General features: G+C 41.2%; 8 protein-coding genes. All 8 read right to left on the bottom strand.

The annotated features are described in order from the left end of the window. Nucleotides 1–153: 153 nt before the first annotated feature. Nucleotides 154–1,320 carry an MFS transporter gene (locus ACM5QX_RS22860; protein WP_414755649.1) on the bottom strand — a complete coding sequence of 389 codons (1,167 nt, stop codon included), beginning with the start codon at nucleotides 1,318–1,320 and terminating at the stop codon, nucleotides 154–156. Between the two features lie 38 nt (nucleotides 1,321–1,358). Next, a complete protein-coding gene (locus ACM5QX_RS22865) occupies nucleotides 1,359–2,936 on the bottom strand; it encodes a PfaD family polyunsaturated fatty acid/polyketide biosynthesis protein (RefSeq protein ID WP_414755650.1) in 1,578 nt (525 codons plus the stop codon). A 202-nt stretch (nucleotides 2,937–3,138) separates the two neighbouring features. Next, nucleotides 3,139–7,956: a PfaB family protein gene (locus tag ACM5QX_RS22870; RefSeq protein ID WP_414755651.1), complete on the bottom strand. Its 4,818-nt coding sequence runs from the start codon at nucleotides 7,954–7,956 to the stop codon at nucleotides 3,139–3,141. Nucleotides 7,957–8,008: 52 nt separating this feature from the next. Beyond that, nucleotides 8,009–9,763, bottom strand: a complete 1,755-nt coding sequence (locus ACM5QX_RS22875; protein ID WP_414755652.1) for an SDR family NAD(P)-dependent oxidoreductase — start codon at nucleotides 9,761–9,763, stop codon at nucleotides 8,009–8,011. A 267-nt stretch (nucleotides 9,764–10,030) separates the two neighbouring features. Beyond that, nucleotides 10,031–10,792 carry a hypothetical protein gene (locus tag ACM5QX_RS22880; protein ID WP_414755653.1) on the bottom strand — a complete coding sequence of 254 codons (762 nt, stop codon included), beginning with the start codon at nucleotides 10,790–10,792 and terminating at the stop codon, nucleotides 10,031–10,033. Nucleotides 10,793–10,797: 5 nt separating this feature from the next. After that, complete coding sequence (locus ACM5QX_RS22885; protein ID WP_414755654.1) at nucleotides 10,798–14,628, bottom strand: beta-ketoacyl synthase N-terminal-like domain-containing protein; 3,831 nt, start codon at nucleotides 14,626–14,628, stop codon at nucleotides 10,798–10,800. Between the two features lie 696 nt (nucleotides 14,629–15,324). Next, the gene (locus ACM5QX_RS22890; RefSeq protein WP_414755655.1) at nucleotides 15,325–18,276 is read right to left on the bottom strand and encodes an amino acid adenylation domain-containing protein; all 2,952 of its coding nucleotides are present in this window, start codon (nucleotides 18,274–18,276) and stop codon (nucleotides 15,325–15,327) included. Nucleotides 18,277–18,711: 435 nt separating this feature from the next. Continuing rightward, a complete protein-coding gene (locus ACM5QX_RS22895) occupies nucleotides 18,712–23,616 on the bottom strand; it encodes a beta-ketoacyl synthase N-terminal-like domain-containing protein (protein WP_414755656.1) in 4,905 nt (1,634 codons plus the stop codon). Between the last annotated feature and the right edge of the window lie 10 nt (nucleotides 23,617–23,626).

Below are 23,626 nucleotides of genomic sequence, written 5' to 3' on the forward strand. Positions count from 1 at the left end.
TGGACATTGCACAGTAGATGACCTCAATTCATCCCTCTATTATGCAACGCCAATATTTCATATCCCCCTAAATCCACGCCACTGGCTACAACGGGGAATTAGGGGGATCAGTAAATGCTGACAATCACAACCAAGAACTTGTTAAACAATCTCCTAACGTTCAACGCTTAGAAGTGAATGGTTATATTTATTCTGTTTGCTTAAACTCAGAAAAAATAAAACAAAAATAACCATCATTAGCATAAAAATATATTGCGTTCCGAGCAACGTCATCACTATTGCCGATAAAATTGGCCCAGCCGTACATCCCGCACTATAAATGGAGGTAAATAAAGCACTACCAGAAGACAATTCATCAACTGCCAATTTTGACCCAATTAAAGCCAAGGATAAGGGAAAAACGGGACTCATTCCTACACCAGAAATAAAAGCTAAGAAAGGCGTGATATTAGGGTCGTCGATAAAAGATAAACCGATAACCGAAATAATCACTACAATCACACTATACTTCAATACTTTAATTTTACCTATGCGATCAGCTAAATGAGTTACCGGAATTGTTGAGATTAATCCTCCTAGAATAAACAGCCCGAAAATATAACCAATGCGCTCAACACCGTAATTTTGTTCTAGCAAATAGAGAGGGTAAAGAGATACTAATGTGGCAACACTAAACCCATAGGCAAAGGAACCATGTAAGGGAAGCCTCAGCTTTTTAATAATTTGAAATCGGGGGATTTGAAACTTAATTTCTTTTTCTGGTAGTCCTAAATATACAACAATAATGCCACTTAAAATTAACCCACTGCCTAAGAAGAATGTTGTTTTAGGGGAAGCATTGTAAAAAGCTGCTCCCATGACTGGCCCAATTCCAAATCCCAAGCTAAAACATAAAGCATCTAACCCGTTAACAATGCCCCGATTTTTATCATTACAGAAATAGTTGATAGCAGTTTGTCCAGAGATGAGATATAAACAACAAGCTAAACCCATGACTGCACGAATCAAAAACCAAGCGGACAATTGGTTTGTGAAGGGAAATAAAGGTGCAGTTATTCCCATGAGCAAAAACCCTGACATCATGGTTTTACGCAACCCTATTTTACGGATGACTTTGGTAACGAATGGGGTGCCAATAGCAATGATAAAAAAGTAGAGTGTAGAGTTAGCACCAATGACAATATCATTGATGTTATTTTGTTTCATTAAGGTGGAAATAAATGGATTGAATAACCCTAAGGACATTCCTGATAAAAATGCCACAATATAAAGGGCTGGCAGTCCAGGCGCAAAAGGAGAATCGATTGTTTTAGTAGTCATAAATCATTGTTAATATGTGTGGATTATTGAGCCAGAAGCTAAACATGGAATGGACGGTAATAGCAGTATTGAGATGGCAGGTTAAGACCTTGTAATTTCAAATTTTGTAGGCGATATAAATAGGCAGCACCTTGCATAATATGTGTGGCTACGTCAACAACTGTGCGATTTTCAGGTAATTCTAAATAGGAACCTCTCACCCATTCATTAAAGGAACCCATCGCGGGGCCGCACCAGATTTGATAATCCATTTGGCGCTGCTCATCTCCACTAGTTGACCAACGAGAAGATAATCCTAAATACCAGCGAAAAATCAGGGCCATTTTACGTTTAGGGTTGTTATTAGCCCGTGCAATTTGTTCAGGATCTCGTTGGGAAAAATAAGCAACGGTCTCATCCCAAACTTGATCTAAATTTTTGCGGAAAATTTGTGTTTCTAGGGTTTGACGTATCTCTGGGGGAATCTCTTCAATTCCTCCATAAGTTTTATAGAGGTCGTACAATTTTTGTGCGCGCATGGGGAACAAACTACCCCGTTTAAGTAGTTGTACCTTAACCCCCATTTCAAACATATCAGCGCAGGGTGCCATCACCATATCAGCCATGCTTGCTTGGGCTAATAATTGTTTGGTATGGTCAGAGGTTCCAGCTTCTATGCAGCTATGGTTGATCGAACCTGTAACAATGTAACTAGCCCCCATCATAAAGGCAGCTAAAGCCGCTTCCGGTGTGCCAATGCCGCCAGCAGCGCCTACTCTCACGGGATGTTCATAATGGTATTGCCGTTGAATTTCATCCCGCAGGGCGATAATGCTGGGTAGCAGACACACCAAAGAACGATTATCAGTGTGACCCCCTGAGTCGGCTTCAACGGTAATATCATCTGCCAAGGGGACTTTTTCGGCTAAAGCAGCTTGTAACGGTGTAATATATCCCTGTTCTACTAAGGATTTGAGGAATTTTAGCGGGGCAGGTTGGAGAAATTTTTGGGCTACTTCAGCGCGGGAAATTTTGGCAATGACTTTATTTTGGGTTTGAATTTCCCCTTGAGAATTTAGGTGTAGCCCGGCTGCCCGATAGCGGACAATATGAGGGGTTAAATCCATGTAAGCTGAGGCTTCTATTGTTCTCACCCCATGTTTAAGGTAAAGTTCCACAGCCCCTTGCTCTAGGGCTTCCTCTGAGGGGCTATGAATCAAATTGAAGGCATAAGGGCCGGTAGGCAGGGCTTGTTGAATTTGTAAAATAGCTTTTTCTACCCGTTGCGGTACTAATCCTGCTGAGCCGAAACTGGCTAAAAATCCCGCTTTTCCCAAAGCAATGACTAGGGTTTCCGAGGCAATACCCCCCGCCATCGCACCAGCCGCATAGGCGTAGTCAACTCCATGAAAGTCAAGAAAACTGCGATCGCCCAATTTTTGGGGTAAGATGGCATTCACCATCATTTGTGCTTGTATGCCTTCAATGGGTTGATGGGATATTCTTATTTGATTATTTTTTAAAAATACATAACAAGGTTGATGTAAGTCCAGTAATTTTTGTTGAATACCTGCATGATCAAAAGCAATAGAATCTGGTGGATTTAGAGTGGCGATGGATGTACCTTGAGGGAGCATTTTTGGTAACCTCAAATAATAATTGAATGGGTATTGTTGGTTTATGGCGAATTTCTTAGGAATGTTGAGACTGGGTGTAGGGGTGTAGAGGTGTAAGGGTTTAGGGGTGTGAGGGTGTGAGGGTGTTAAGTTATAAGGGTGTGAGGGTTGCAAACATTTATCTATACCCCTATACCCTTAATCTTGCGTTTTCATGTGTAAATCATGCTTCTACTAAGCACAGAGCAATATCTTTAATTTCGTAAATTCTTAAGTCTTCTTTCCAGAGGCTGGCATCACCAATAATTGTGATGCGATCGGATGAAACTTCAATCTTAGAAATATGAACTTCTAAGGACATCAAGTGATTTTCTGGAGTAATTTGTCCCCGATATTTCCAAGTTATTTCATGATTAATAGCTTGACCAAATCGAGGATCTTTGAATGATTTACCTAAGTCTAATTGCAAAGCATAGGCCTGCATAGCTTGGATAATTGATTCCACTCCTAAGGCTCCAGGCATGACTGGATCTTGATAAAAATGGAAGGGGAAATACCAATCTTGATGGGTAATTGATTTTCTAGCATATATATACCCTTTTTGATAGTTTCCACCACCTTCAATGATGAACATTTCATCCAGAAAATCTAAATATTTTTCTGATAGGCGATAATGGGGTTTATTCGGATTAAATTGATGGAGTTTCTGCCGCCAATTGGGTTCTTTTAAGGGAATTGTTTTTAAATTCAAAGCAGAAGTTTCATGTTCTTGATACCAAGGTTTCAGGCGTTTTCCTCCGTCTAACCCCACTTGATTGGCTAAGACGGCGGTGCTAAAGTCACCAAAGACCATATTGCCGCGATAAAATGGTTCTCCTTCACAAGATAATTCAAACTCATATTTTTGAATTATTGCCCCTTTCACAGCAGTCGTAGATAGAAGACGGACTTTATCAGTAATAGTTTTATTTCTGAGGTCAAGTTCTTTAAGAATTGTCCCCTGCCCATCTAAATTACGAAAATGTAGATCATCATCAGGAGATAATAAGGTTGCCCCCATATAAACCCCTAAGAAAATGCAAGGTTGTCCAGCAATTTCAATGTAGGTGCAGTAGGGCAAAGTGGGGTAAGCATTATGTTCGTAAAACCAAGCATCAGGTTTTACGTCATATTCTGTAATTATTTGGGAAGGTTTTTGCAGTTCATGACGCTTTCCTTCTATTTCTAAAACTCGACTAACTAACTGGAACTCTCCATTAGGTAGGCGAACAGATTGGCGATTTTCATATATATCAAATTCTGAACCAAGACAAGCAGCAACCGAGCCTTTGGCGAATTGCTTTAGTTGTTCTTCATTGAATAAAACGGGTTGATGATTAATCTCAGTGATAGAATTTTTGATGGCAAGTGGTTTTTCAACAAGCTGAACACCAATATTTTTAATAGTAGCAATGGTCTTTCCGCCAAAAATAACATCCACATTAGCCACAGCATATGGTTGAGGAGAGAGTCCAAGTTCTAATACCTCCATTTGATACATTAATGTGCCTGTTTGGGGGGTAACTTGTCCTCGAAAACGTGCTGCTTGAGTTTTGCCAGGAATGATTTGAAAACGAGCATCTTTGGTTCGAGTTTGTAACCCTAAAAATAAACAATAAAATTGAACTAGTTGGATACATCCTTCAATCATTAAATTCCCTGGCATAGTGGGATCATTGCGAAAATGACAGAAGAAATACCAATCTTCCGGTGTGACTTCTTTTGACCCAATGGCTAACCCTATTCCAGCTACTTCTCCCTGTGGATTAACCATCATCACATTATCTAACATGAGTAGTTTTTCTGGTGGTAATCTTAAGGATGGATTTAGGGAATTTTGTTGATATTTTTCCCCAAAACATTGACCCAAATTACCTATAGTTAAAGCAAGAATATCTTCTGATGTAAAGTTGGATTTAGAGCAATTTAGTAGAGGTGTAAACAGTTGTTTTGTAATTCGCTGACGTTCTCTTGCTTCACTTTCGGAAATAACAATTCCTTGCCCCTGTTCTAATTCTTCATCAGAAAACAGTCCAGCACAGCCATCATGGAGTTTCATCCACACTTGATCGCCGATTAAAGCTTCTCCTTGGAAAAAGATGAGTAAACTTTTTTCAGTTTTCACAGAGGAAGTAATCTTGACTCGACACTTCAATGTTTTTATCGATTCTGGCTGTTCAAAGAGGAACGTTGCTGATAAATCTAATAAGCGGAAAGAACGTTTACCTTGATTTTCAAAATCTGTTCCCAGATAACTTAATAACATCAACAGTCCGTGACCAGCTTCTTTACAGATGCCGACAGTTAATTGACCATCAATGGCATACCAAGCATCTTGGGGAATATCATATTCTGTTTCAATAAATCCTGATTTATAATCCCCTAATTTCCCTTCTAATTGAGTTACACGACTCACAAATAAAAAGGGAGGTGAGGGCATTCTTACTCGTCTACTGTAGTTGTCAATTTCTTGATAGTTTTCGCCAAAGACCTTTGATACTTTCCCTTCAATAAACTCTAAAATATCATCTTCGTTAAATAGACAAGGAGGAGAAGCTACCAAGGTAGGAACTGTTTCCTTCTGGGTGATAATTTGGGTTGATGTTTCTTGGGAAAGATAGAGGGGTGATAAATCTAGGTCTACTTGATGGCTCACCAATTGGGCTAACATTTTAACAATGGCAGCCAAATCATCTACACCTCGACGATTGACGCACATAGCGAGGTGATCTTGTGTCTGGAGAGTTTCTGTAATCCAACGGGAACAGCTACCGCCTGATCCTAACTCTAGGAAAATTCTGACCCCATCTTGATAAGCACGATCAATTAAACGGGGAAATTCCAAGGGTTGACAGACTCCTTGTGATAAGTTTTGCGCGATCGCTAACTGTTCTAAAGGAATTGGTTGATAATTAGCAGAGGAATAAAATACTGTATCCGGTGGTGTTCCCATGTTGACAGTGTTCAGCTGCATAAATGCGGCAAATTCTGACTGCATAGCTTCACAGTGCAGCACCATATCCGACGGAGAACGAAAAGCATCACATTGTAAGCGTTCAATCACCCGTAAACAGCCTTGGGGGTCGCCAGCAATCACCACTTCTTGGGGTGCATTAACATGGGTAAGATAAACTCGTGGTTCTTGTTCTAAGCATTGTTTGACTGCTGCTGGTGAAGCCATTAACACATGACTACTCCATAAATTTTCCCCAGCAGGTTCGCCCCAATATTCTGCTACTGTTTGTTTTGTCCCAATTAAGCGATCGCGGAACAGTGGGGAAGAATGAATATATTGACTCCCTGTATCAGCATTAGGCCAAACTCCCAAACTATACATCATGGTACTTTCCCCCATACTGTAACCAAAGGCTGCTTGGGGTTTAATCTGGAAATATTGCTGCATAATGTCCGTGAACATCACCGCAAAACCAGTTCCGGTTTCTAGTAGGGATAAAGGCTTGGCAATAAACTCAGTTTCTAAGGCTTCTAAATCTCGCTGTGATAGGGAATATTGGCTTCTGGGGTAGAGGTGTTTTGCTTGCAAGAATTGGTCGGGATTTTGAATCAAGCTAGTGATGCGGTTCCACAATTGGGGAAACAATTGGAACAAATCGCGTCCCATACCTAAATAGGAATTAAAAGCCCCTGGATAAACAAAAGCGATTTTCCCCTGTTTACCAAGGGGTTTGGGAGTAAAATAACTTCCTTTAGGGCTTTTCCAAGATTTTCCTTCCCTAAATGCTTTCTCAATACCTTTTTGCGCTTGTTTAATTTCCCGTTGTAGGGCTTCTTTGTTGTCGCCAACAATCGCTACAACATAAGGGGACTGGGAATTACGTTGAAACAGGCTAAAATTTTCTTGGGCAGTTTGAGGTAAAGATAAACTAGTTTCAATTTTGGCAGCTAAATCATCTAGTTGTGTCTGCAAAGATGAAGCCTCATCAGCAGCGATGGGAAAAAGGTAAAACGAAGCGTAGGGTAAATAACTAGGACTGCGGCTGGTTTGAGTCGTGTCTTCTGAGAGAAGAATATGACCATAAATGCCATCTTCTGCAACCATATTCACAGCAGCTTGGCGCTTTTCCTGATTTTTGGACAAAAACCAAGGATAAGAACTTGTAGGCACATAAAAAGGGCTATTTTGCCAGATTTCTGGGTGTTGGGGTTGCTGCCATTGGGGGTATGCTGGCAAATAACGATGATAAACACATAGGGCTGTTTTAATTAAGCTAATGACTCCCGCCGCAATACCCAAATCACCGAGATTTGCCTTGACACTACCTACAGCGCAGGTTAGGTCATGTTGATGGGTAGCGTAAGCATTTATTAAGCCGATAAATTCTGGGCTATTTTCTTCTGCTAGGTTTTGGTGGCAAACTTCAATATAGCCAACGTCTGGAGGGCTGATGTTGGCTTGTTGCAAAGCTTTTTGACAACTTTGTTGAATGGCTACTGATGAAGGAGAGAGGGTATCTGCAATGCGGGTGAAGCTTTCTAGAACCGCATAGATGCGATCGCCATCTTTTTGAGCCACTGCATAATCTTTAATAATAATGGCTCCACCATGAACACTGTTAGCATTAAGGTCAGAATTAACTACACTAATAATGACAGTATCAACTTCTTTTGCTGTTAACAGCAGTTGGGTAATTTCTAAAGCTTTAAGTAAACAATCTTTCTGACCATCTAAATTAAATGTAATTGCGGCAAAGTTCCATAAATTAGATAGCTGTTTTCCCAGATGGTCTACCGAATTTTGAGCATTTATAGTTTCATTATTGGCTGTAATGACAGCAACATTTTTATAACAATTAACTTGGCAGTCTTGCAGGGCTTGATGAGAGATTTTCGATAAAACAGTGAAAGATTCTAACTTATTATCAAGATGATTAATGTCTTTAGTGGTCTTGCCATCATAAATTAATGCCGAGAAGATTGCTGAATTAAAATACTGATTAAAAAAGCAATCTAAGCCAACAATAGCCAGTCGAGAACGTTCCATATATACTCCAATAAGACGGATACATGATTGGGTTTTTAGAACCAGACAACAACTACATACAAACAGTATTTTTAGAAGCGACCGTATTATTCAGGAATAGTTGATTTAAACGCGCACTTGTAGTTACCTGCATATTAGTAGCTTCCAGATATACTTTCCCTTGAGTATCACAGGCGATCGCACTGGCAACTACTTTAGTTTCGCTCTGCTCTTCAATAGATAAGTTAATCAAAAATTCCTGGTTAAAAGGGAGAGTGTAAAACTGTTTCAATGCCGTTAATTCCAGAGGTAAACTACCTAAGCCATAGGTTTGTCTTACCCAGATTAATAAACATTGAAAAAACATATCGGCTGTGTAAGGATTAAAAGACTGGGTTAAAAATTGCCCTTGTTCAGTAGGAGATATTTCTGGTAACAAACATGAAGCAATTAACTTATTAGGAGTGATTTCGAGAATCTTTTGAATACCTCTAAATCTCTGATGATGAAATAAAATCCCCTCTTGATAAGGATCTAAACTCAAAGAAGATTCATAATAGTTAAAATCTTCAAAAGTTAAAGCTTGTTGAGCATGGGATTTTTGACTAATGTTAATCAATGCCCGATAATGATATAAAGGAATACCTTTAGGAGTTTCACTCCAAATCAAAGCTTCTAACTGAATTTCTTCCTCAGATTTTTCTACTTCGGTTAAATCAAGACAGTATAAATTAGCTAAGTTATCATCAAAAACAATACCCTTAAGCACCTTATATTTTTGACAACTCAAAAAATGATAACCAGGATAAAATTGCTCACAAATATTTGTCATCCAAGCTAAGGCACAAACAGCAGGTAAAACAGCATTACCACCGATTACATGATCGTAAACAAAAGGATTACCCTGTAAGGTTAAGCGCCGATATAAACGATAACTATGTTTTTCTGGGCTAAAAGCTTTTGGTAAGACGGAAATCCCTTTACTCATAATAATAAGTTGGGGAACTTTTGAATAGTCTTGGGTTAACTCTTCCGCCAAAATTTCTGCCCCTACCCTGAGAGGAATTAGTTTAATATTTTTTTGTGCAAATAATTGTTTCAGTTGTGGCGTTACCATGCCTCCATCCCAAGGCCCCCATCCAAAGGAAACCACATGGCACTCTGGATATTTTACTTGTAATAAATAAGCATATTTATTTAAAATTTCATTAGCTAAAGAGTAGTCAGATTGACCGACATTGCCATAAAAAGAAACAAAAGAAGAAAATAAAGCAATAAACTTTAATTGTGAAATCTCTACACAATTTATTAAACTATGTAAGCCTTCTATCTTGACATTATAAACAGTTTCAAAATCTTGTTCTGTTTTATTTTCAATTAACTTGTCTGCCAGATTTCCTGCCCCATGAATAATGCCTGTAATTTTTCCCAAGCGTGCGACGACAGGAGCTAATGCAGATTTTAAAGCAGAGGCATCTGTCACATCAACACTTAAATATTCTGCCTCACCACCTCCTTGCTTAATATCAGCTAGGGTTTGATAAATTTCCCGACTTTGGCATATTTTTTTATAAATATTCTGCACTTTTATGGGGGTTGGTTTTTCTTTCTGCTCTATTAAATGTTGCATAATTCGTTTTTTTAATTCCGATTCATCAACACAACCAATACTCCATTCCGGTTCTGCTGCTAAAGCAGAACGACCAAGCAGAATAAATCTACACTGATACTGTCGAGCCAAATAAATAATACATTCCGATGTAATTCCTCTGCCACCACCACTGACAACAACGACAGATGATGAATTTAGCTTAGTATTAGTATTCATGGGTAAAATCAAGTAATTAGCAGTTATTATTTATTGACTACAAATGTTAAATGAAACGAGTAATAATATCATGCTCGTTCAAGTCCGAATAATATCTGTGGCGATTGGTATTTAGTAATGGGTAATAGTGAAAAATACCTGTGAGCTATTACCCGGTACATATCAAACCAAATTATACGTAATTAGCAGAACTTGATATAATCTATTGCTAATGGACAAAATTAAACAGGAGTTTAGTTGAGATCATTTTCCTAAACTCCTGACAATTTAAACTCCTAAATCAGCTAATTCACAAGTCAATGTAACACGACCTTTTTTGGTATAGCCCACTTCTTGAATTAAAGCATTGGGATCATGTAGTTCTGCGAGGATAATTTGAGCAGTAGTAGCTGCATCTAAATCAGGGCTAATATCAAGGGAACGACAAAATACAGCAGTCCACTCTAAATTTAAGGTTTTGGTTAATCCAAATAATCCGCCACTAACTGCACTAAAATCTTGTTGTCCACTTAATCCAAACTCTCCATCTAAATGAGCCAAAGTCATAAAACTACTCCTTCCTTGCCCTGCTGCTTGAGTGAGGCTAGATTTGAGATGTTTAGCTAATAAAAATACTTGCTTAAGAATAGCCTTATCAGGGTTTACTAGAGTGTTTGGTTGATGGTAAAGGTACTGGCTGATAGGGTGTAAATGGATAAAAGTTCCAATCAAACCATAAGTCTGAAAAATCCCTGCTAATTGAGCTTGTAAATGTTCTTCGCTCAAGTTGGTCAGAACTACTCGGTGAACTGTAGCCGGAAGGATAGGACGCTTAGGAACTAAAGAATTAGGGAAACTGAGAACTATAACCTGCCATCCGCGATCGCTTAAACATTGAGCCACTTCAGTCGTGGTTGATGAACCATCATCGGTTAATAAACAAGTTTGGTAAGGAGTGTTAGGAACATTCCAAAAATCAGGGGCGGGTAAAGACATCAGTTTCACCTGGTAACGTCCAATCTCTCCATGACTCCGAGGATTCGGAGCCACATTAACTAAGCTATTTTTTTTTCTGTCACCATGATTTGTCCTGCCAAATATTGGACAATTTGCGCCAGGGTACGCTTTTCCGCGAGTTCTTCGGGGCTGAGTTTGGGTAACTGAGGAAAAGATTCATGTAGAGTTCCCATAATTTCTACACGCTTGATGGAGTCAACCCCCAAATCCGCTTCTAAATCCATCTCTAATTCCAACATTTCTGTAGGATAACCAGTTTTATCACTGACAACCTCCATTAATGCTCGGCTAATGTAGCTTTCATTCGCCGCAGGAGAAGCAGTTTCAGTTACAACTGGTGTGGGTTGAGGAGTGGGGGCAGAATAACGAGGCTCTAAATAGCTGGCAATATGGGAGATATGAACGGGTTCAGCTACAGGTGCAGGAGTTACCTGGGGAGGTTCTACTACAGGTGCCACAGGGGTCTTGGGAAGTTCAGCCACAGGAACGACGGGTGTCTGGGGAGGTTCCACTATAGGTGCAGCAGATGTCTGAGGAAGTTGCACCACTGGTGCTGGTACAACAACTGTTTGCTCCGCAATAGCAGAGGTTGAACTTTGAGGAATAATAACTTCCTGTTGTTGCAGTAATTGTAGAAATGCTTGAAAACTCTGGGATTGAGTTTTTACGTATTGTTCGTGAACCTGTAGCATTTCTTTTTGATGTTGATAAAACTGTTGGAAAAGATAGGCGATAGTATTATGAGTAGAGTTATTCATGATATTTGTTTCGTCCTTAGAGATAATAAATTGGTAATCAGATTGATGGTAAATTTCTCCTAGAGATACCGACTCTTCCATCACAGAGACAGGGGTAATGGCAACCTCATCATTTGTGGAAGCAACGAAAAGTTGAGCAGGAGAATCTAAAACAACAGTTGCTGCATCAGAAGTAACCTGATCAAGAGGGGTGGAAGCTAGCTGCACTACAGGCTCAGGTTTGAAAGCAGATGCAAAGGCAGCTTTTGTTTTGTCACTGATGTAGTTGGTGGCATTGAGCTTAATAGATAATCCTTTAGATTTGCTTTTTTGGGCAGGCAATTTTCGGGGAGAAGCATCAAGATCCTTCAGGGACAATCCCATGACTCGGAGTTGGATGACTCCTTGACGCAGTTGGACATCACTGTCTTTTTGGCGACTGGGGTTGAGGGCAATGGCTACATGGGGGCGATCGCCTAATGTCTGCTTAACCAAGTTGGTCAGAATTTGTCGGGGGCCAATTTCAACAAAGCAATATCCTCCTTGGGCATACAGATTTTCGATTTCCTGTGCAAATTGAACTGCATTCAGAAGATGGGCTTCCAAAAGTTTCCTGATGGCAGTTGCCTCCGTCGGATAGGCATTACCAGTCATGTTTGCATAGACAGGAATTTGAGGAGTATTAAAGGTCACTCGATTGAGCGCCTCTGCAAAGGGTTGACTTGCATGGTGAACAAAGGGAGTGTGAAAAGCAGCAGAAACAGGTAAAGGGGTAACAGTATAGCCCTGTTTGCTTAATACTTTCTCTAGGGTGGCAATTTCCGGTTTAGAACCAGACAGTACTACTTGTTCTGGAGCATTATAATTAGCAATCTGCACCTTGGCCATACCGACGATCAGTTGCTTAATTTTTGCCACATCACCACTGACGGCTAACATCGTACCGTGATCGCAATCATGAGACCCTTGGGGAATAGTCATGGCTTGCCCCCTAGCTTTGATCAGGTAACAATAATCCTCATCACTAAACACCCCAGCCGCCCAAAGTGCGGTTAATTCCCCAAAGCTATGACCAGCCACAAAATCGGGCTTAAATCCCACGTTTTGCAAAATTTTATACAATCCCAGGCTCAAGGCTCCAATGGCAGGTTGAGCGTTTTCTGTGCGCTGTAATTCCTGGGACTGTTGCTTGATTACCTCTGGGGTAAAGGCAGGTATAGGAAAGGCGATATCAGACAAAGCTGGCAAGTTATCCTGAGCCATCAACTGATCCAGAGCTTGATAAGCTTGTTGTATCTCTGGGAAGTTCAAGCTAATTTCTCGCCCCATATTCAGATATTGCGACCCTTGACCAGGGAATAAAGCTACAACTTTGCCCTTGAGAGATAAACCAGTTTGGCGGTAGTAAATCCCTTGAGGATGTTCCCAGGCTTCAGCTTGGGGCTGTATTTGCAGTTGTTTGATTGCTGCTTTCAGTAATTTTTGGGCTTCTTCTAGAGAGGTAGCCACAAAGCCGACACGGGCAGATGTTTCGGGGATGAGGGCTGTTTTGCTGTGATTTTGCAGTTGGTGATATTGTTCGCCGCCGTTGTCAGATTGCAGTTGCTCAAGAGTAGCTTGACACTTTTGAGATAATTGTTGTGGCGTATCAGCCCACAATAAAATAGATTGGGCTGTGGAATGGATGCGATCGCCTCCTTGGGGGAGTGTCGGGGTATATTCTTCTAGAACCACATGATAGTCAGTACCGCCAAATCCAAAAGAACTAACCCCCGCCCGTCTGGGAGTGTCACCATTTTGTATCCAGGGACGAGTTTCTGTATTGATATAAAAGGGAGACTCTTCTATTTTGAATTTTGGGTTGGGTTGGGTAACATTAATGGTCGGTGGGAGAATTTTGTGGTGTAAGGCCAGGGTAGCTTTGATTAAACTAGCAGCGCCAGCAGCAGCTTTGGTGTGACCGATTTGAGATTTAACACTACCAAGGGCGATTTGTTGTCTTCCTGCCTGATTTTCCGTCAAAACTTGATTAAGCGCCGTAAATTCACAAAAATCTCCAGCTGGCGTACCTGTACCATGAGCTTCCATTAATCCTAAAGTCGCAGGGGAAAAGCCTGCATCTTCATAGGCTCGCCGTAAAGCTCGCACTTGTCCTTCTGTACGGGGCGCATAGATACTCTTATAGCGACCATCACTGGCAGTACCGATACCTTTAATTACTGCATAGATGCGATCGCCATCTCTTTCTGCATCTGCCAACCGCTTGAGAACTAACATTCCTAACCCTTCTCCTACCATCATGCCGTCGGATGTGGCATCAAAGGGATTAAGATAGTCTTTTTTAGAAAAAGCTGGGGTTTTACTGAAACACATATAGTTGAGGATGGAGTTATCTGTGTCAAAGCCCCCGCTCAACATCATGTCACAGCGACCTTCAATCAGTTCACTAATTGCCATTTTTAAAGCACTTAAAGAACTAGCACAAGCCGCATCAACAACACAGTTAGTTCCTCCCAAATCTAGACGATTGGTAATTCTTCCTGCGACCACATTAGGCAACATACCTGGGAAAGAATTTTCTGTCCAAGGTACAAAAGCAGCCTGCATTTTTTCAATAATTTTTTCGGTCTGTTCTGCTGATAGACCACTATTTTTTAAAACTTTTTCCCAAAGGGGATATTGTAAACGAGCAGTTAATGGAGTAATACTTTTCCAAAGCCCACTAGCTCCTAAAATTACCCCTGTTGTTTCTCGATTAAATTCTTTTCCCTCACCATAACCAGCATCTTTCAATGCTTGCTTCGCCAATACTAGCGATAGTAAATTTGCTGAATCTAAAGCTTCAAGAGTATCAGGTGGCAATCCAAATTCTAAAGGATCAAAATCGATTTCTGGGATAAATCCCCCGGCTCTAGCGTAAGTTTTATCAGGTGTGCTGGGGTCTGGATCATAATAATCTTTAAGGCTCCAAGCTGTTTCTGGAACTTCAGAAATACAGTTAATTTTAGCCAGTATATTGTCCCAGTATTGTTGTAGATTCTCTGCTTTGGCAAACAAGGCTGACATACCAATAATGGCAATAGGTGTTTGTTGCAAAACAGACTTTTTGGGTTTCAATTGTTGGTCAAACATTTTTGTTTTGTCTTCTCCAATAATTAGTGTTAACAATTCAAAATTCAAAATACCCTACGGGTTCTCCGCAGGAGTACAAAATTAAAGACGGTTGGAGTTAGGGATTTAAACCCCAACTCAACTGATACTACGTGTAGAAGTAGGGGTCTTAAACCCTTGAATTTACGATATGGTAAATATTAGATGCTTGAAACTGAAATTACCTATAAATCAATTGGACTAAATAAAGTTCCGTAAATTTAAGATTGTTTATTTTGAATTTTGCGGAAGGTCGTGGTGTAGGGGTTCCCACCGTTGAGAGAGCTTTTTCAGACGAATTTTGAACTGCTTTACGACTCTAGTTTAGGTTCTTTCAATCATTGAAACCATAGATTATTCTTTGTCAAAGATGGATATTTTTGTTTTCCCAGTTTTGGACGGTCAAGGGTATGTTGTATTAGTCTCAGTAATTTAGATATCAGAAAAGTAAAATATAAATAACCCTGCTCAACCCCTATCTTTCCAAGGGTTAGGCAGGGTTAATGTAAGAACTGCGATGGATATTATAGTTATAATTTTTGCGACATCAGGTAGGCTGCGACGCTTTGAAAAGACATAGTCACTTGTATAGTTTGTTGACTGCTGACGGTTAACTGTCAACAGCCAACAAAAAAAGATGCACAAGTTAAATCAAGGACAGCTTAGTGTACACAGATGTTAGCGCAGGGGAGGCTGAGACATAGAGACAGGAGTCAAGATATCCTCAAGCAATAGGAGATATTGTTTTCCTAAGGATTGAATTGTTGTAGCGAGATGAAAATTACGAGAGTATTCAATTGTGATCTCTAAATGACCATCAGCTACCAAAAGAAAAAATTCAATGAGTGTGGTACGTTTTTGATTGGGGAGTGACAAACGACAGTCTCGGACAGTATGTATAAACTCAAAGAGGTTAGACGGAGGAGCAGAACGATTCCCTAAATAATTGACCCGTATAGAAGTTAAATTGCTGTCAGGGTAGAGGTATTCAGGTAAGCGATCGCCTATCCAATCATAGGTTACACCATTCATAGGTAAACTTTGAAAGCGATCGCTAATCTCTTGAATAATTTTTTGCCAAATCGCAGATGAGTCCAAAGTTATACCTAGAGGGAAATTAATTGCATAATTCCCCATACTTTCCATGAAAGTACTTCCTTGTCCTAAATCTCTGCCATGACTACGATGACTAATTACCACCCCTGGGCGATGACTCCAATTAGCCATTAAACGATATAAAGGCGCGAGGAGTATCAAGTAAACGTTAGAACCATAATAAGATTTTCCTTGATTCAATAAAAGTTCTGTCTGTTGTTGACTAAGACGAAAACATTCTTTTTCCGCCGAGGCTTCAATATTGGCTCCTTTCACATGGTCGATAGGAATCTCAAATCTGCTTGTAGTATCAGGAAATTGAGATTGCCAATATTTAATATGATGTTCAAATGTTCCTTTATGATCCTCATTCACTAATAATTGAATAAAATCTTCATAGGATTCGGATTTAGCCTGTGGAAATGTGGGAGAAACACCCAATAAAAGTTGATGATAAGCACTCCAAATTTCTTTAAATAAAATTGTCGCGCTCAACATATCAGTAATCATATGGTGAGCAATCATCGTAATATCGTAACAAGTAGGACTTACCTTGACGACGATCGCTGCCGTCATTGGCCAACGGTCAAGCTGAATTTGTTTAGCTACCACTTCCATGTATTGCTCAATTTTCAGATTCCGTTCCTCTGGACTTACCTGACTACCATCCCAATATTCAGAAACAAAGGATGGCGTTTGATTGAGAATATGTTGTTGCCATTGTCCTTGGTTCTGCACAAAAACCGTGCGGAAAGCGTCATGACGATGAATAAGGAAATTAACCGCTTGATTGAAGATATCTACATCGAGGGATTGATGATAGAGAAAACGGGTATAACCCAACCACTGATAAGGAGGCTCAAAATATTTGACTAACCAACTTTGAGCTGGGCCTAGAGGTAATAAAGGTAGCAAAGAAGGAGAGGAATCAGAGGAAGGAGAGGAATCAGAGGTTAATTGAGCCACTAATGCCTTGCGGTCTAATTTCCCATTATGATTTTTGGGTAGACTATCCAGCCACAGAAACCTTTGGGGAATCATGTAGTGAGGAAGTTTCTGTTCTAGATATTCCTTGAGAAAACGATTTTTGATTTTATTTCCCGATATACAAGCAACTAATCGCTTTTGTCCTTCCCCATAATCAACGGCTAGAGCTGCGGCTTCCCGGACATCGGGATGAGTAGTTAAAACACTTTCAATTTCTCCCAATTCAATGCGGAAACCGCGAATTTTAACTTGATGATCTATGCGTCCATGATACTCAATGGTTCCGTCTGGCAATTCTTTGACCAAATCTCCTGTCCGATAAATATAATCGCCAGGAATATCAGTAAAGGGGTTAGGACAAAAAGCCTGAGCCGTTTTCTCTGGATCTTTGAGATAGCCTAATGCCAATTGGACTCCACCAAGCCAGAGTTCTCCCATGTTCCCTGGTTGTACAGGCTGCATCCCCTCGTCCAGAACTTTTAAATACACATTATCGATAGCTTTACCAATGGGAATTTGCGTCGTCACCCGTTCATCAGGACGTTCTGTAATTAAGTGACAAGTAACGTCAATGGAAGCTTCTGTAGGGCCGTAAAGATTGGCTAGTCCGGTTTTGAGTCCATGACGGTCAATCCACCTCTGGATAAAGGACATAGGTAATGCTTCCCCACTAAACATCAACCAACGTAATTGGGGAAAACTCCAAGTTTCATTTTCTAAAGCACTAATAAACTCCCCAAAAAGGGAAGGAACAAAGTGCATCACATTAATTTGAGTTTGTTGAATCCACTGAGCAAATTCCCAAGGATTGAGAACTACTTCCCGTTGCACAGGACAAATAGTCGCGCCTGACATTAATGTCCAGAAAATTTCCCAAACCGAGATATCAAAGCAAAAAGAGGTTCTTTGGGCTACGCGATCGCCTGGTTGTAATGAAAAAGTATTCTGCATCCATGTCAGACGATTCATATAACCTCGATGATTCAGCATTACCCCTTTGGGACGACCTGTTGAGCCAGAGGTGTAGAGAATCACCATTAAATCATCAGGACTGTTACACAGTTCTAAAGCATCGTCACTCAAGCCTTGCCAGGTTTCCGCAGTAATTTGATTTAAGGACTGAATTCCCCCTAAGGGTTCACCCTCATCTAAAAACATCACCGTTTGTAAAGGTAGCGCCTCCTGAACACAAGCCACCAATTGTTGACTAACTTGATGTTCTGTAAGTAAAGTCTGGATAGTTGCGTGTTCTAGGATGTAACGCAGTCGGTCAGTGGGATAACCAGGGTCGAGGGGGATATAACTCCCGCCAGCTTTGAGAATGCCTAAAATGCCAATCATCATTCTAGCTCCCCGTTCAGCCATAATCCCGACTCTCGTATTGGGGGCGACTCCTTGGGTGCGTAAATAAGTAGCCACTTGATTCGAGAGACGATCTAACTGTTGATAAGTCAGGGGATTGGTTTCATCAAAAACAGCGATCGCATCCGGTGTTAATTGCGCTTGCTGAATAATTTGATAATAGGGTATTTCTACAGTGAAGGTCATATTTAAAGATATCCTTGCTAATATAGCGTTTACTAGTTTGTTGAAATACAAATTTATCTGCGTTTCTCTGCGTTTAATTAATGTGAGTTCGACGAATATAAAAAACCCCTCTCCATAGCTTGCTTCCCGCAGGGTACCTCTCACGCCAGTTACTACCCTTCGGGTTCCGCTTTAGCGGTACAAGTCGGCAAAGCCGCCCAACGCACTGGCTCCCCTGCAAGGAGAGAGGCTTTAAAACCTTCATTTTTCCTCTATATATCTTGGTATTTACTCCCCTCTCCGCGCCGGAGAGGGGTTGGGGGAGAGGTCAAAAAAGATTTGTCGAACTCACATTTTAATTATTGTTTTCTGTACCTCATTAAAAATGGTGTTGCTCAAAACCAACGAAACCGGGTTTACAGTAAGTGGGAATAGATAAAACCCGGTTTCTAGTTCCTAAGCACTGATAGCTAGGGATTCAGTACTCAAAACAACCACCATCTCCTCTAAAGTGCGGCAATTCAGGAGGGATTGACGATAATTTTTGCCATACACACTTTCTAAGCGAGTTACTAAACGAATTAGCTCTAAAGAATCGAGTCCTAAATCCGCTTCTAAATCATCACTCATTTCTGATTCTTCAATCGCCCAATGGCAAATTTCAGAAGTAATTTGGCGTAAATTTCTCCCAATATCTTTATTGATAAAAATAGGAGAGACCAACGCTGAGGAAACTTGTTCTTCAATTGGTAAGGTAGCTAATTCTTCAATGTGTGTTAGATAGGATTTCATCAAACTATCAATCACAGACAAATCAAAGGTGTTGCTATCGTAGCTAGCAAACAAGTGCAGACGACTATCAAAAATTTCTTGCAAAATATCAATCGTTCCAGAAGCATTCATCCCTCCTGCTTGATACTCAGTCACAGATAAAGACCCATAATCAGGATGAATGTGGGTTTGACCTGTATAAGGCAAATACAAGTTAGATTTTAAGGCTCCTTGGATTAACGAAAGGCTGTGATCTGGAATCCTGCCATTTTCTAAGACGAAACTATCCCGGAAAATTACTCCCATCTGTCTGGTTTGCGCTCTGTCTAAACCACTACCAATATGTTGTTGTACCGTTTGCTGAATTTCGGTAAGAAATGTCTGCCAATCTTGCTGTGCTTGGGGTGGGGTAAAACTCAGGGCTAAATTTTGAGCAAAACTACTAATTACCCCTGACGCATCCACTCCCGGATACACCCGACCACTTGTAGGGATTTGAATACCAATTTTTTCTGAGGTGGTATCCAATTTGGACACAGTTTTAATAAATGCCCCTAAGAGGAGGGTATTCATCGGTACTCGCCATTCACGAGTTTTGGTGACTAACTTGGCAGTGGTTTCCGCAGACAGGATATATTTTTGATTATCAAATAAAGGAGTTTGCTGACCGGAAGAGGCAGGGGAGCAGGGAGCAGGGAGCGGGGGGAACAAGCTCTTTCCTTCTAGGGTGCTTATACGGGGCGGAGTCCAAGCTCCGTCTCGGTCTTCCCCCTTGCCCCCTGCCCCCTGCCCCTTTTCCCCTTCGTGGCGAATCTTTTGCTGGGGATTCCACAGATAAGCAGTGTGACGTTGAGAGTTGTTGTATGCTGCTAAAGCTCGATCTTCGTCAACATCTTGCCAAGCGTTCATTGCTTGCACCTGGGCTTGATAATCAGCGACTGATAAAGCCGGGGGAAGGTCAGGGGTATCTTGATCAATACAAGCGCGATAGATTTCCAGAAATTCTCGGATAATTACATGATTACTCAAACCATCAGCAATCAAATGTTCATTCCCCAAGAACAGTTGATAGACGGAATCAGATAGTTGTAACACTGAGAAATTATGTAGTGGCCATTGGGTTAATGACCAGCGATAATTTAACCAATAGTGTACTTCTTGAGCGATCGCTTGTGCTTGTTCCTCAGAAGCAAGATGTCTGATATCCTTGAGGGGAATAGCCGGAGGGCTGGGATTTTTCAACACTTGCAATTGATAGTCTGCAAAGCTTGTTGCCCCTTGCGGAATGTGAAACCGCGCCCTTAACATGGGATGTCTATCTATCAGTTTTTGCCAACTGTGTTGAGCAATTTCTAGGTTAAAATCTCCTGCAATTTGTACCTTAGTAAACAAACTATTAGAATTGAGACTCCAGTAGCTTACTAATAAGGGTAATTGACTATGGAGAATGTCTACAACATCACTTGTCTGATCGATTGCGGCAATATCAGCAGACGCGACTACATCAACTGCTGTGGTCTCTTGTAAATCAATAGTTTGCCACGGTTCTAGAACCTTTAACAGTTCCCCTAAATTCGATATTTGCATTAAATCCCGCAGAGAAAAGACCTGATGGAAACTTTCTCTTTGTGCTGGGGGAATGAATTTGATAATCCCATTCATTAATTGGGTCATCATAATTGAGTCTAAACCCAAACCCCCTTCTAAAGTGGCATCCAGACTGAGTTGTTGAGGATTCATCCCGGTAATCTTAGCGACTAAGGAGAGAATCTGGCTTTCTAAGGTTTCTGTGGCTGCAACAATTTTTGGTGTTTCCGGGGAAATGGCAACAACAGGTGCAACTTCTGGTTGAATAGATTCTGTTTCGGCTAACCAATACCGTTGTCTTTGGAAAGGATAGGTAGGTACAAGCAGACGACGACGAACATAATCTTGCTCAAACCCAGACCAATCAAGCCCTACCCCGTGAACTGATAAGGTGGCAACACTCTGTAATAAAGATTGCCAATTATCTTGTTCTCGATGTAGAGATGGTAGCCAGAGGATTTGATGATCGGATAAATTTTGTTTTCCCAATCTGGTTAAAACAGGATGGGGGCCGACTTCGATCAACACATCGTAACCTTGCTGGGCTAATGTCTCCATTGCGGGTGCAAACTGCACACAATCACGTATTTGCTGACACCAATATTCGGCATTGATACTGTGGGTAATTTCTGCCCCTGTCACGCTAGAAATCCAATCAATGCGAGGAGTTTGGTAATTAATCTTCCCTGCTACTTGTTTAAATTCTCCTAACATGGGTTCCATCATGGGAGAATGGAAGGCGTGGGAGACTTGCAGAAGACGGACATCAATTCCCTGGGCAATCAAATCAGCTTGTACCGAAGCAATTGTTTCTTTCACCCCAGAAATTACCACATTTTCCGGACTATTAATAGTAGCAATAGTCACTTCGTTAGCGTAAGGAGCGATCGCTCTCGCCACAGTTTCCACAGGGGCAAATACAGCCGCCATCGTCCCTGTTTGGGGTAACGCCTGCATTAGTTGTCCCCGTTGGGCAATTAATTCTATCCCTTCTTGGAGAGTATATACACCAGCGATGCAAGCGGCTACATATTCGCCTACACTATGACCAAGGACTCCCTGGGGTTGAATGCCCCATGATTGCCATAGTTTACACAAAGCATATTCAACGGCAAATAAGGCAGTTTGGGTATAAGCAGTTTGGTTGATTAGGGGGTTGGCTGTGGGAGTTTGGGGATATAAAACACTTAATAAGGATTCTTTTAAGTAAGGTTGTAATAGGCGATCGCATTCGTCTAAAGCTTGACGGAATGTGGGTTGGGTTTCATAGAGTTGTCGTCCCATACCCACATATTGAGACCCTTGTCCGGTGAATAAAAAGGCTATTTTCGGTTGTCGTCCCTTTTCTACTTCTTGACTAAAAACGTTCAAGGATGGTTGTTTTTGATTAAAAGCAGCTAAATTTTCCCTTGCTTGTGCGGTTGATTGGGCGATAATCACCAAGCGATGATTAAAGCTTCCCCGTCCGGTATTGGCACTAAACGCCAAATCCGCAAAATTCGTTTCGGGATGGTTGCGTAACAAATTTTCCCAATCAGTAGCTAAGGTGTGTAAAGCAGCTTCACTTTTTGCCGATAACATTAAAACATGAAGCGGGCGATCGACTTCCGCCTGAGTAACCGTTAACTGGGGTGGTTCTTCAATAATGATATGAGCATTAGTTCCACTTAACCCAAATGAACTAATTCCCGCCATTCTCGGTTGTTCTGTAGGTTGCCAAGGAATAACGGTGGTAGGAATTTTTAAAGACTTAGCCGAAGCCGCTAAATCGGGGTTGAGTTCTTGAAAATGAAGATGGGGGGGAATTTCTTGATGTTGCAAGGATAAGATCACTTTCAACAAACTTGCCATACCGGCAGCAATTTCTAAGTGACCAATATTGGTTTTCACCGAACCAAGAATCAGGGGATGATTTGGGGAACGTCCTTTACCAAAAACCCCATCAATAGCCCGCACTTCAATGGGATCGCCCAAAGCAGTTCCCGTCCCGTGGGCCTCCAGATAGCTAATTTGTGCCGGTGTCACCTTGGCATTAGCCAAAGCTTGACGAATCACTGCTTGTTGTGCTGTCCCATTGGGAACTGTCAACCCACTACTAGCACCATCTTGATTAACTGCCGAGCCACGAATTACAGCTAAAATATGATCTCCATCAGCAACGGCACTGCTGAGACGTTTGAGAACCACCATCCCACAACCTTCACCGCGTACATACCCATTAGCATCTCGGTCAAAGGTTTTACAACGACCATCAGGAGAAAGGGCGCGGGTTTTAGATAAATACAGGGTAACTTCGGGGGACAGCATTAAACTCACGCCTCCAGCTAAAGCCAAGTTACACTCACCATTGCGTAAACTCTGACAAGCCAAATGAATGGTAACTAAAGAGGTAGAACAAGCTGTATCAATGGCTAAACTTGGCCCTTGCAATCCCAAAAGATAGGATAAACGCCCCGCCGCAAAACAAAAAGCATTGCCAGATCCCGTATAGGCATCAATGGGAATATGATGTTTAATTTGCCGTTTAGCATAGTCATCTATACCAATCCCGACAAACACCCCCGTTTGCGTACCTGTCAGCTTTTGTGGGGCAATTCCCGCATTTTCTAAAGCTTCCCAACTTACTTCTAACAATAGCCGTTGTTGGGGGTCAAGGGCGATCGCTTCTCTGGGGGTAATGCCAAAAAACTGCGGATCAAACTGATCAACGTTGTGAATAAAGCCCCCATAACAGGCATACATTTTATTAGGAACATCAGGATCATCATCATAATAGGCATCAATATCCCAGCGTTGGGGTGGTACTGTGGTAATGCCATCTTTTCCTTGACGTAATAACTCCCAAAATTTTTCGGGGTTGTTGGCATCCCCAGGAAAACGACAACCCATGCCCACAATGGCAATTGGTTCGTTTTGCGTCCGTTCTAAGCTTTCAATCTTTGTACGGGCTTCTTTAAGGGCAATAATAGCTTTTTGTAAAGGTGTTAAGTCTTGAGTTTGCATTTAAAATTTC

Source organism: Anabaena sp. CCY 9910, assembly GCF_963920875.1.
GTDB classification, from domain to species: Bacteria; Cyanobacteriota; Cyanobacteriia; order Cyanobacteriales; family Nostocaceae; genus Trichormus; species Trichormus variabilis.